General features: G+C 53.7%; 11 protein-coding genes. 10 read left to right on the forward strand and 1 reads right to left on the reverse strand.

What is annotated here, in order from left to right; translation table 11 throughout:
• Positions 1-4 precede the first annotated feature (4 nt).
• From Poly41_RS12170 to Poly41_RS12190, 5 genes are all read left to right on the forward strand, one after another.
• Positions 5-817, forward strand: a complete 813-nt coding sequence (locus Poly41_RS12170) for an N-acyl amino acid synthase FeeM domain-containing protein (RefSeq protein ID WP_146526425.1) — start codon at positions 5-7, stop codon at positions 815-817.
• A 908-nt stretch (positions 818-1725) separates the two neighbouring features.
• Complete coding sequence (locus Poly41_RS12175) at positions 1726-2409, forward strand: response regulator transcription factor (RefSeq protein ID WP_146526426.1); 684 nt, start codon at positions 1726-1728, stop codon at positions 2407-2409.
• A gap of 301 nt (positions 2410-2710) precedes the next feature.
• Positions 2711-3646, forward strand: coding sequence for a hypothetical protein (locus Poly41_RS12180; RefSeq protein ID WP_146526427.1), 936 nt, complete (start codon positions 2711-2713; stop codon positions 3644-3646).
• Positions 3647-4487: 841 nt separating this feature from the next.
• Positions 4488-4844: a helix-turn-helix domain-containing protein gene (locus Poly41_RS12185; RefSeq protein ID WP_146526428.1), complete on the forward strand. Its 357-nt coding sequence runs from the start codon at positions 4488-4490 to the stop codon at positions 4842-4844.
• Positions 4845-4959: 115 nt separating this feature from the next.
• Positions 4960-5769: an N-acyl amino acid synthase FeeM domain-containing protein gene (locus Poly41_RS12190; protein WP_146526429.1), complete on the forward strand. Its 810-nt coding sequence runs from the start codon at positions 4960-4962 to the stop codon at positions 5767-5769.
• A 169-nt stretch (positions 5770-5938) separates the two neighbouring features.
• Here Poly41_RS12190 and Poly41_RS12195 read toward each other — a convergent pair whose 3' ends face one another.
• A complete protein-coding gene (locus Poly41_RS12195; RefSeq protein WP_146526430.1) occupies positions 5939-6706 on the reverse strand; it encodes a transposase in 768 nt (255 codons plus the stop codon).
• A gap of 289 nt (positions 6707-6995) precedes the next feature.
• Here Poly41_RS12195 and fabF point away from each other — a divergent pair, with 289 nt between their 5' ends.
• The 5 genes from fabF (at position 6996) to Poly41_RS12220 (ending at position 12563) form a co-directional block, all read left to right on the forward strand.
• Entirely contained in the window at positions 6996-8228 is a 1233-nt protein-coding gene (gene fabF / locus Poly41_RS12200; protein ID WP_146526431.1) for a beta-ketoacyl-ACP synthase II, read from the forward strand.
• A gap of 18 nt (positions 8229-8246) precedes the next feature.
• On the forward strand, positions 8247-8618 hold the full coding sequence (locus Poly41_RS12205; protein ID WP_146526432.1) for a hypothetical protein: 372 nt from the start codon (positions 8247-8249) through the stop codon (positions 8616-8618).
• A gap of 446 nt (positions 8619-9064) precedes the next feature.
• Positions 9065-10066, forward strand: a complete 1002-nt coding sequence (locus tag Poly41_RS12210) for a ThiF family adenylyltransferase (RefSeq protein WP_146526433.1) — start codon at positions 9065-9067, stop codon at positions 10064-10066.
• A gap of 541 nt (positions 10067-10607) precedes the next feature.
• Entirely contained in the window at positions 10608-11165 is a 558-nt protein-coding gene (locus Poly41_RS12215; RefSeq protein ID WP_146526434.1) for an REP-associated tyrosine transposase, read from the forward strand.
• A 345-nt stretch (positions 11166-11510) separates the two neighbouring features.
• The gene (locus tag Poly41_RS12220; RefSeq protein WP_146526435.1) at positions 11511-12563 is read left to right on the forward strand and encodes a nitroreductase family protein; all 1053 of its coding nucleotides are present in this window, start codon (positions 11511-11513) and stop codon (positions 12561-12563) included.
• Positions 12564-12786: the final 223 nt, after the last annotated feature.

Genomic DNA, 12786 nt, shown 5'->3' on the forward strand with positions numbered 1-12786 from the left:
TATCATGTTCACGTTATGTGCGCAGGAGCGTTCCACCACCAGTACGGTGGAACCGGTGGAGCTATCGATTGCTCGAACGACCGCCGACCTCGAAGATGCCTTTCGGTTGGCCTATCGGTCCTACCTGCGATCGGGATTGACGAAGGAGAATCCAACAGGAATGCGTTTAACGCCGTATCATTTCCTGCCGACCACGGAAGTGATGCTCGCCAAGCTGCAAGGGATTTCTCTTTCCACCGCGACGCTGATTTTAGACGGCGAACTTGGATTGCCGGCCGAAGCAATCTATGCGAGCGAAATTGACTCGCTACGAAATAAGGGACTTCGGCTAGCTGAGGTCGGATGTTTGGCTGACCAACGCGAATCGCCAGTCCGATTTCTGAAAATGTTTCGGCAATTGTCAACACTGATCGCTCAAGCGGCAGCAAATCGTGGATGCAACGGACTGATTGCGGCCACCCATCCGAAACACGCAAAATTCTACATCCGCCATCTTGGTTTTGAGATCTTTGGCGATGTCCGTGCGTGCCCCTACGCCCAAGGCAACCCAGCCGTGGCACTGCTGATGGACTTTGAGCAACTCCGGGGCAGCGAGATTCACACGCACCTATTCGGCAAGCCGTATTCCGAGGGGGTACTTCAAGGTCACCGATGGGATGTTGAAACGCACGACCACTTCCAAACAATTTGGCAACAATCCCAAGTAGCGACGCAAGCAATGAACTCGCACTCGACGGATCCCGCCTGTGAGCGACTGGCGGTGATTCAGGATGCTGTGGAGGAATTAATCGGGGAAAAGGTCGCAGAGCAGTCGTAGCCGACTTGTGGGAAAACGCAAGGGTGTGCCCTCCCGCGGCAAAGCCACGGCGCGAAGAGCCGGCTCCGAAATAAAACGACGTTCTCGTAGGGAACACTACCGCAAGGGACGTTCGATTTATTACTTGAGGAACTGCCTTGCCAACACCGAGCGGGATGCCTCGATCTGCGTGTCACAATGATGCTTGCTAATAGACTAAATGGATCTTGGACTTTGCGGAATGCTATTACGCCCGCTGGCGTTGTATTCCAGAGCCTAAGGTCGCGCCGCGGCGAAGCCGCAGATCGCACCCTAGGTCAGCGACCACGTCACGCCGCATACCTCGAAGAGGTTTTACAATGAACGGCATCGCCGCCGCAAAACGATGCCAATCGGCGTTGGATTACGATGTCGACACCGGGTGCGCTCTCGTAATCCTGGGCCATCTCGTTTAACGGCCTCGCCGTAGTGAAATCGTGTCACCCAGCGAGGTCCATTTCTCTGCTCCAACTCACTGCTGCGTCTGAATCGAGCACCGGCGCCACGCCCATTAAATCGCTCAGAGAGGAGGGCAAGGATCTCGGGCGAAGCGGCATCTTCCAGGACGCCCCAACTTGCCCCGCAGGCAGATTCCCATCGGGCCTCACCAAACAGCGTGAAATGCTGCATCGCTGAGAATTGACGCACTTGAAACCTGGGCGACCTCAACACAGTGGGGGGGATCAGATAGCTCGCAAATTATCTATTTTGCCGCATTTCCCACTGCTAATGGTCCTCTAGGTTGTTATAATTGCCCCCGTTCTCATATCACTCGTCATCTTTGACCCGCTCTGATTTTTAGGTGGCTTCGCGTTTTCGGTAGAAGCGATTGCTATTTGGGTGAATCGGGCGGCGTTGCAAGGTTTCGAGACTAGTCTTTTGGTTTTTGAATGAGCAGCCCAAGGCGTTTATTGGTATTTCATCGGAATTGTCTTTTTCGTGATTGCCTTTCCAATTTCTTGTCCAGTCTTGCTGACTACGAAGCGGTGTCGATTGACCACGGCACGACGGACAAGGTGGACCAGTTTCTGCGTGATCCCAACGACCTAATCCTGTTGGATTTGAACCTTCCGGATAGCTTGGCTGTAGAAATCGTTCGCGCGGTGAAGGAGCGGCAGGATAACACGAAAGTGATCGTTTTAGTCCCAGATGAGCACGACCAGTTAGTCGAGTGCATTGCCGCGGGCGTTCATGGCTGCGTGTTGGAACGTTCTCCACTGAACGATTTGCAAGCCGCGATTCAAGATGTGCTAGCCGGACAAACGTATTGCTCTACCGATATCGTTGCGACCATGTTCGCAGAACTCGCTCGCTTTGCATCCAAGACGGCCGAGCAGCCGGTCGAATCGAAAGGCTGTCGATTGACCGTGCGGGAGCAAGAGGTTCTAGACCTACTTTCGAAACGGAAAAGTAACAAACAAATCGCCTCGGAGTTGTCTGTATCCCTGTTTACGGTCAAGAATCATGTTCATAATTTGTTAGAGAAACTGAACGTGGACAACCGAGTGGAGGCCGTGGAAATGGCCAGACAGCAAAACAGGTTAAGCGCTCGGTCCGTTTCAAAAACCACCTAGCCCGTGTTATTCATCAGTCCAAACATATTCCCCGTAACCCTTTGTTTACAATCAGCTTATACCGATTGAGTAAAAAACAGACTGCGCACGTTGGAGTGGTAGGCTTTAGCCGATTCAGCAAGGATCCAGCACGCAATCGGCTAAAGCCTACCACTCCAACGAATAATACTGGCTAGTGCATTGTCCAGATTCAATGTTAGGGAGGGGGGCTGTAACGGAGGTTGTCAAGACTCTCGACGATTCGAGGCCCCCATGCCGCAAGAGAACAAGCATTCACCCGACAATTGATGTAGGGCTACCAATGACGCGAGTCTTGTATTTCGATGATTCGAGTCCCTCGGGGATCAAACGATTCGACGCACTAAGAGATTTACTTGCGCCGGATGTCATGCTTGTCTGCGCCTTTGACCCCATGGCGTCGGCCGGTTTCGGACAATTGAATCAATGGGATTTACTTGTTGCCGACGTACGCGGACTCGGCGAGCGACAGCGATCGTTGATTGCGGAGATCGTCAACACGAGTCCCGATGCCGTCCTCGTATTGGTTGCCGAAACGCTCAATGCGGTCGCGGCCAATGCCATGCTGACGGTCGGTGCGGTCGATTGTGTTTGTTGGCGAGACGGCTATCGCAATGTCGCCAAAATTATCCGCCGCAATTTGGCGAAGCTCAACATTGCTCGCCGTGCGATCGCATCAATGCACAGCAGGATTGAAGAGTTCGATATGTCCCTTGAACTTGATCGGGCGTCGATGGCTGCGGGTTCCCTCGCCAAATACACGCTTCGGCATGTAGCCCGAATGGATGTTTGCGGCCTGAGAAATCAGCTGCGGACGGTCCGCGCCTTTGAAGAGGCGATAAACATGCATTTGCATCGCGAGTGTGGTCATGTGCATCGTGATCGCAGCCAGATGCACGACGACGCTTGCAGCGAGAGGGGGGCCCAACCGGGGCCGCAAGCAACTCGCGTTCGGATCCATCTTTCTCACAGCGGTTTTCGGTTTACATTCCGAGAGAGTGGTGGTCTGGTCGACTACCAAGATCTATGGTTTGCTCGCATGTTTATGGATGAGATGGTATTCGATTCTCCTCATCATCAGATGACCATGATGAAGCTTCCCGATGATGTTTGCCGCAACATTTCTCATGCGATCGCCAGCCGATCCGCGGATGTATCCGAGCACGATCTGCTCAGCGAAGCACTGATCGCGGCTCAGGCGGAAGCTAGGCGTCCATAGGGCGGATTATTCATCTGTTCAAGGGCGTCATTCGCAACTCATTGTTGGCAATCCACTTGCATCGTTTGAGTCAAAAGCAGACTGCGCACGTTGGAGTCGTAGCCTTTAGGCGATTTACATACTGGATTTGCGAGGAAGTGCGGCTAAAGCCTGAACTCCAGCAAAGGCGGATGAATCATCCGGGTTAGAGCGGCTCGGTTGCAATTTGCGAGCTGCCTGCTCAGTGGCAAATTGTCGCACGACACCCAGCGTTCAACCTGCCTGTGTGTGGCCTGATGGGAGTCCTGCCTGCGCCGCAAGTCGGCGTGAATTGGTGATTGCCTCCTTCGGCTGTCATTTGGGCTCCCTTCTCACCCGCTATCAGGTCGTGCAGCTTTCAAGTTGTTGTTTATCGAGGAGTTACGGTACCGTTACCTCTCCTTTGGGAGAGGTCGGCGTTTAAACGCCGGGAGAGGGCTTTCGGTTGCTGACCCCTCTGGAAGGGTGAAGCTAATTGCACGACATCCTCGTATGGGGGGAGGTTGATACAACGTCACCTCGCAGACGGAAGAAAAATGCCAATGCGTTTGACACGAATGAACATGCGCCCGCATCAAACACTTAGCAGTCCACTGCTCGTCCCCAACTTCAAGAAAAACACTGCGGCATCTTGTTGCCATTCTCGCGTAAAGAACTAGGGAAGAACTAGTTCTTTCTTAACGCACATGGGGGGCAGCGAACTCGATCGAAAACGGCTCCTTTTTGAATCCAAAGATCCATAGGTTTTCCTATTTGCAGTTTCTAAAATCGTGCCATCACATTTAAAGGATCGACCGAGACTTCTTTTGATTGAAAAGCACCGATGGACAAAACCCGCATCATGCTCACGGTCGGGCATCCACTACACGCTCAACTGATCAAGCATGCTTTGGCAACCCGTTCCGACCTGGAGCTGGCTGGTGAAGCCACCGACGTGATTGATTGCATGAAGCTTATCTCTGCCATGCATCCTCACGTGTGGATCCACTCTTGGGATGAGGGGCCCGAGTTATCGGCAGTGCAATCACACATCTATTCGTTTCATTCCAGCCTTTCCATCATTCGGATCAATCCGGATGAGCCGGCTGGGTACATCCAACTGCAAGTCAACTCGCTTCCGGAGTTATTGAATTTCGCTACTCAGTCCCGGCATTGGGGCAGAGCGGCACAGCTTTGCTGAATGGGCTAACCGTCGGGACGCCGCCAATGGAGCCTTTTTTTTTCATTGCGACCAAGGGCGAGACTTCCCAACCTTTTTGTTTCCTTTCCGTTTCGTTTCATTTAGGAATTCTCCCATGAACGTATCTTACTCAAACGCAGCCGTCGCTTCTGACCGCATCGGCTCCACCGAGCCGATCGATAAAGCTCCGGCTCAAGAGAACAGCAGCGGAGTCTCCGCTGGTTCCATTGAACCGATTGAAATGAAAGTGACCGAAACGGCGACGGAGCGTGCAGCGGCATTTCGCTTAGTACATCAAAACTATTTGCGGGCGGGATTGACGCCTGACAATGCGATGCAAATGCGAGTGATGAAGCATCACTTGGTCGACACGACCGATGTCATGATCGCCAAGCAAAATCGTGACGTGGTCTACACGGTAACGTTGGTCCGCGATGGCCTGCTAGGGATGCCTGCCGAATCGCTGTTTACGGAAGAAATTGCTGCGATGCGTAAAGAAGGTCTGCATCTTGCGGAGGTTTCGTGTGTTGCCGGTGAGTACGGGGACGACAACAAGAAACAAGGGTTCGAAGTTTTGGTCAGGGCGATCGGGTTGACCATTCAGGTTGCCCGCCGGCGCGGCGTCGACCGTTTGATCCTAGCCGTCCATCCAAGGCATGCCAAAGTCTATCGGCGGTTGTTCGGATGTGAAATCATTACGGATGTCAAACAATATGAAGCGGTGCAGGGAAATCCCGCCGTGTTGTGCACGCATGATTTCAAACAACTCGACCAGCGTCGCTATCCACTCTACGATCAAGTCTACGGTACCCACTATCGTCCTTGGCAATTGGATGGCGTGCGAATGTCGGAAGCCGAAAAGACCTACTTTCAACAAGCAATTGGTTCGAGCGCCGACGCATTCTTGTCGATGTCCGCCGCGTAGGATGACTCTTGAGGTACGTCAGCCTTTCCAGGCTGACCGGCACCCTCGTACGTCAGCCTTTCTAGGCTGACTCGCACCCTCGTACGTTAGCCTTTCCGAGCTGACCCGCACTCTCGTACGTCAGCCTTTCCAGGCTGACTTTCCTGGCCCCGCTATCAGGCCGGAAAGTCTAACGCAAGCGAACTCGAGATTCGAAGAGTCGACGGATCTCGTCTTTCTTGTCTGACGGAAACGGCGTTCCTTGCTTCCAAGCGTACGGTTCTCGCAGGCTAGCGGATGACCACTCCCAGAGTTCGGGACGGCGACAGAGCTTCGCAGATACTGGATTTTGTTCGATGTATTCGATGATCCTATACATTTCTTGCTCGTCCCTTGCCCAATGATCGAACGATTCATCTTGCCAAAAAGTGCGACCGGTTGAATTTTGAAGCCGATTGATTTGATGGCTTGTAAACCCTTTGATACCTTGGGTGACGATTTGTAGCTCGACATTTGGACTGAGCAAACAGTGGACGTGGTTTCCCATCACCACAAACGCCCAGAGCTGATAGCGTGCAGGTACGCCCCAAAGAATCGACTTCGCCACTTCGCACGCGGCGGCGGAATCCGCCAACCACATTGGCCGGTCGTCGTACGTTAGCCTTTCCAGGCTGACACGCGGTACGCCAGTCAGGCTAGAAAGCCTGACGTACTCTCGGCATTCGTTGTCGAGGCTTCGGTCGCGTTTGACAAACAGCAGCTTGGCGTGACGTAACTTTCGATCATGCTCGCTCTCGTCGCGCCGCAGTGGCGTCGCCTTCAATCTTGATGCTTCCGCTTCGATTTCTTGAATGACTTGATGGGGTAACGATCCTTTGAGGTTCCAGGTCAGAAAGATCGGGAAGCCGGATGGAACCTGATGCGGTAAGTGTCGCTCGTAATATGTGTCGTTCGGCATCAACCGTCCTTATGGTCACCCGCATCCCCGTACGTCAGCCTTTCCAGGCTGACTTTCACCCTCGTACGTTAGCCTTTCCAGGCTGACCCGCACCCCCGTACGTCAGCCTTTCTAGGCTGACTTCTTGGACTCACTGTCAGGCTAGAAAGCCTAACGTACTTAATCGATACCATCCTGATAACCTAGCCTCGGTCAGCAAATAATCATCACGGCGGTCGAAGCGGTTCGCTGCAAGTCATTTCTTGCGATCTATGATTCATCGGTTTTTCATTTTCTTGAAGGAAATTCGATGCGTAGAGTCGTTGTCACAGGTCTGGGAGCCGTTACCCCTTGCGGGGTGACTGCGCCGTCGGCATGGCAAACCGCATTGTCGGGACGCTCGGCCATTCAAAAGATCACGCGGTTCGACTGTGCCGAGTTGCCGGTTCAAATCGCAGGCGAAGTACCGGAATTCGGGGCAACCGAATTGCTGGGTGCCAAGGTCGCACGTCAAACGTCACGATTCGTCCAGTTTTCTGCGGTCGCTGCGAACGAAGCCCTGCAAGACGCCCATTACGATTCCCAATCGATGGGTGACGATTGTGGCTGTTTGATCGGAGTCGCGATCGGTGGCCTAGGTGAAATCGAAGAGAGTGCATGTCTGCTCAAGGAACGCGGTGCCTCCAGGATTTCGCCGCTGATGTTGCCCTATGCGATCCCCAACATGGCATCGGGATTCGTTGCCATCGAGCATCGATTGCGAGGCCCGAATTTTGCAATCGCCACCGCTTGTGCAAGCGGAACGCATGCGATCGGAGAAGCCGCACGGCTGATCCGGGATGGTGAAACCAAGATGATGCTGGCCGGTGGCGCTGAAGCGGCGATCTGTCCGCTGTCGATCGCCTCGTTCGCCAAGATGCGTGCCCTCAGTCGCCGAAACGACGAGCCCCACTTGGCATCACGCCCGTTTGATCGGAACCGTGATGGTTTTGTGATGGGGGAAGGCTGCGGGTTGTTGGTCTTGGAAGAGTACGAGCAAGCCGTCAAACGCGGCGCAAACATCTACGCTGAATTGGTCGGATATGGACTGTCAGCCGATGCCCATCACATCACGATGCCAGGACCCGAAGGCGAGGGGCTGGCCCGATCGATTCGGGGTGCGTTAGCGTCAGGACAAATCAATCCAGCCGACGTTGATTACATCAACGCCCATGGGACGTCGACGCCGAACAATGATTCGTTGGAAACTCAAGCCATTCAATCGGTCTTCGGTGTTTCGGCCGACAACGTTTCGATTTCATCGACCAAAGGCGTGACCGGACATTGTCTCGGTGCCGCCGGAGGAATCGAAGCGCTCTTCACGGTGCTGGCGATCAAGCACGATGTCGTTCCGCCAACCGCCAACCTTGACACCCCCGATCCAGCCTGCCCGCTGGATTACACACCCAACACAGCACGCGAACGAAATATCAAGTTGGCGCTGAGCAACTCATCCGGTTTTGGTGGTCAAAACGCCTGCTTAGCCTTTAAGAAACTTGCCTAGTCTTTGCGAGGAACGAAAATGTCCGATCGAGCAACTACACCGACGCGGGTCGAAAGCAACCGTGCAACCCGTGCCAACGCCAGTCGCGATTCCATATCCCGGCGACGTCTTCAATTGAGCCAAAGTCAAGCCGCAGCGTGGCTTTGCTATTTGAATCAAAGGCTAACGTCAGAGCAGCCGCGATGCGAGAGCTTGGACGAGCTTCGTGCTCAGCTTGCGGATGCTTGTTGGTTAGCGCGTTGGAAACGAGAGCAAGTTGATCTCGAATTCTGCCTCTCGCTACTACCTGGACTGACGGAAAGCTTGCTTGGGCTAAGCCAGCAGGACCAGGACCGCGAAGACTTTGATGTGCTGGAAGACATGATCCGAGCGGTCTTGGTCGAGAATTGAGGCATCGAGCGGAAGATAGTTGTCTGGTTTCTACACAACCGCACCATCGTCGGGCCAGTTCCAACCGGCCGATCGCAGGCCTCCGAGTTGGCCAATGCCTAAAGATGAGTGGGAACCGGCCATACAAGAAAAGACACCAATTGACCTCGCGATGCTAACCCGGGTTATTCCGGTAGGCTGGCAACAAGGTCGCATACGCTGCCGGAGCGGCACAAATGCCTTTGTAGTCATGCGCAGTGTGCGAGCCGAGATGACGAGTGATTTGCGACCGAAGTTCCGGCATAGTAGGCATTTGCTTGATCCGGCCTACATCAGCCATCAATAATCCGGGCTGAGGGAGTAGAGAGATTCCCGAAACTTGAAACTCCCAACACCCCCCCTTCTCCCCGGGGGTACTTTCACTTGCATTGGGGGGTAGCTTCACTTAACATGAAATATTCTCAACCATGAGTCTTCAAACTTTCGAATCGTCTCTAGCTAACGCTGCGGAGTCTGTCATGGTGTCTGGCGATCCTTTCGCGGCTCAACGCTCGAATGACCCTGTTTTCACAGGACCATCTGCCTCCGTCGGCAATCCAGTCGACTGGGATTACGCGGAGGCGTTTTCTCGCAATCTTGGATTGATCAACCCGGACGAGCAGCAGCGGCTACGGGATTGCAGTGTAGCGATTCCCGGTATGGGAGGCGTCGGTGGGCTGCACCTCATGACGTTGGTACGGATGGGTATCGGGCGGTTTCGTATTGCCGATGCGGACACGTTTGCGGTTGGTAATTTCAATCGTCAATTCGGTTCAACGGTCGATTCGGTTGACCGGTCGAAAGCCGAGACCTTGGCCGCCTGTGCATTGTCGGTCAATCCCGAACTCGACATCGACGTACGAAAAGAATTCATCAACGAATCGAATGTTGGTGACTTCCTGGATGGAGTCGATTTGTTGGTTGATGCGGTGGACTTCTTTTCTTTCGACGCTCGCCGATTGTTGTTTGCAGAAGCACGCAAACGAGGCATTTGGGCGGTGACGGCTGGTCCGATTGGATTCAGTACCGCATGGATTAGTTTCGATCCCAACGGAATGTCGTTCGACGAGTATTTTGACTTGAGCCCCAATCTCGATTCGCTCGACTTGTTCATAGCCTTTGCGATGGGGTTGGCGCCGAAATCGACTCACGTCCCCTACTTTGACTTTTCGCATGTCAATCGAGAAACCGGTCAAGGTCCCTCGGTAGCGTCCGCATGTCGGCTAGCAGGCGGGGTGGTCGGAGCGGAGGCGGTTAAGATCTTGCTCGGTCGCGGGCGGGTGAAGGCAGCACCGTACTACCATCAATTCGACGCCTATCGCTATTTGCTCAAAAAGGGAAAACTGCGATGGGGCAACCGAGGCCCCATGCAACGAATCAAAAGAAACATCATGCGTCGCCGCATGATCCAATTAGGCTTCAAACCGTAGGCTGGAACAAACCGGCGCGGTCAAAATACAATCAACATTCAATCCTCACAAACACCAAATCAATCAAACAGACCCAACATCATGAAGCGACGGTGACGTTCCGGCACGAACCCAATAGAACAACGTCCCAACCGGACCGTTCCCAGGTCAGTGTAGGCTGGAACAAACCGGCGCGGTCAAAATACAATCAACATTCAATCCTCACAAACACCAAATCAATCAAACAGACCCAACATCACGAAGCGACGGTGACGTTCCGGCACCATTTGGCAAACGACGTTCTGTCTCACATCATGCCGGGACTTCGCCGCTATCGCGTCTCGTCCCAGCCTACGCTACCATCGCATTAAAAAGACCCATCAACATTCAATCCTCACAAACACCAAATCAATCAAACAGACCCAACATCACGAAGCGACGGTGACGTTCCGGCACGAATCGGCAAACAGCGTTCCACCTCACATTATGCCGGGACTTCGCCGCTGACGCGTCTTGTCCCAGCCTACGGTTGGTCCCAGCCTACACGAACGGGGCTTGGCTCATGTCTGATTATCGCCGTTATTTCATTCCGGGGGCCATGTACTTTTTCACGGTAGTGACCTACCAGCGTCGGCCAATTCTGACGATGGATGCTGGGCGACAATGCTTGCGGAATGCGATTTCAGAAATCAAACAAAACCGTCCATTCGATCTGTTTGCGACCGTGCTGCTACCCGATCATTGGCATTGGGTCATGGCGCTGCCCTCAGGTGACGCCGACTATTCGACGCGAATCAAGCGGATCAAGGAAACGTTCAGTGAAGCGTGGTTGGCAGCCGGGATGCCAGAATCACCTGTCACACCAGCACAAAAGAAGAAAGGCATGCGAGGGATTTGGCAACCACGATTTTGGGAGCACACGATCAGGGACGAAGCAGATTTGGAGAGATGCGTGGACTACACGCACTGGAATCCACGGAAACATGAGGTCGTCCGCAGAGTGCAGGATTGGCCGTGGTCCTCTTTTCATCGTTTCGTCGAAGCAGGACAATACGATTTGGACTGGGGAGGCGAAATACCCAAAGCAGTCACCGACAAATGCGAATGGGGCGAACCGTAGGCTGGAACAAACTGGCGCGCTAATAAGCTCCATCACCACCCAATCCTCACCAACGTCAATCAACCAAACAAACCCAACATCACGAGGCGTCGGTGACGTTCCGGCACGAACCCAATAGAACAACGTCCCAACCGGACCATTCCGGGGTCAGTGTAGGCTGGAACAAGCCGTCGCGGTCAAAATACAATCATCATTCAATCCTTACCAACACCAACTCAACCATACAGACCTAATACCACGAAGCGTCGGTGACGTTCCGGCATAAATCGGCAAACAACGTTCCATCTCACATCGTGCCGGGACTTCGCCGCGGTCGCGGCTTGTCCCAGCCTACGCAAAAAAACCATGATCGAACCACAAGTCCTCAATACGATCCTTGACGCAGCCGTAGCTGCTCCGTCGCCCGACAACAATCAGCCGTGGTTGTTTCAAATTGATGGAGATCGAATCTCCGTCTTCATGGACACGCGCCGGTCATTGCCATCAGACGAATCGTCGATGTTCGACTTGACTGCAATTGGTGCTGCCGTTGAAAACATGGTCATTGCTGCCGCACATCACGGCTATATCGCCACCCCGGTTTGGCAATCGTTTGATGGCGATCATCCGTCATGCGACAGTGCCGTTGTCGAAATCCAAATGACTCCAGGGGCTACCCCCGATCCGCTCTATCCGTTCATCAGCGAGCGATGCACCTGCCGCAAACCTTACGACTCACAGCCGTTGGCCTCCGAACTGTGTCAACAACTCGAAGAGTCTGTGTTGCAGTTCTCGGACGTTCAAGTCGATTGGATCACCAGCAAACAGGACAAAGCCTCGTTTGGCAAACTGGTCGCGAAAACCGACTCTCTCCGCTTTCGCCACCGTCCATTTCACGAGGAACTATTCCGACAGCTTCGTTTCAGCACTCACGAGGCCGAGACGACAAACGACGGTTTGGATATCCGCACGCTAGAGTTGCCTTTTGGCGTTGCGACAGGATTGCGCTGCTTACGCAGTTGGTCCATCATGCAGACGCTACACACCCTGCGGCTAACGCCGCTATTGACAATGCCATCGTCTCAAGCGGTCAGGGCAAGTGGAGCGATCGCATTCTTGTCGGTTCCAACCAAATCGAGCGAAGCGTTCTTCCGCGGTGGACGAGCAATCGAACGGTTCTGGCTGAAGGGAGCCGAGATGGGACTTTCCATGCATCCACTTGGAAGCCCTCCAATTTTCCTTCTGCAAGAACAACCAAAGCCGAATTTCCAAACAACCATTGATAGCGCACGTCATGGCCTAGCGAAGCTCCTACCGAATTTGGGGCAGCGAATTCTGCAACTAGCCTTCCGTGTCGGCAATAGTGCCCCACCCAGCGAACGTTCGCAAAGATTGCCAAGCGATGCAAGACAGTGCTGATTGCAAAAGCCCAAGCTTCAGCCTGCAAAAATGGTAGGCTGGGACGAGCCCCAGCGAGTCCCGGCATTGTGAGGGTACAGCGAGCCGTCGCTGGAGTGGTTGCCGGAACTCCCGTTGGTCGTTCCAGCCTACTGCAAACTCGACCGTATTACTGATAGGTTTCTCAAACTTAAAACACGCTCTCCCAAGGGAGGCGGCTGCGCGGCTTTCAAGGGGTGTTCCC

It is taken from the genome of Novipirellula artificiosorum (assembly GCF_007860135.1).
Classification (GTDB): Bacteria; Planctomycetota; Planctomycetia; order Pirellulales; family Pirellulaceae; genus Novipirellula_A; species Novipirellula_A artificiosorum.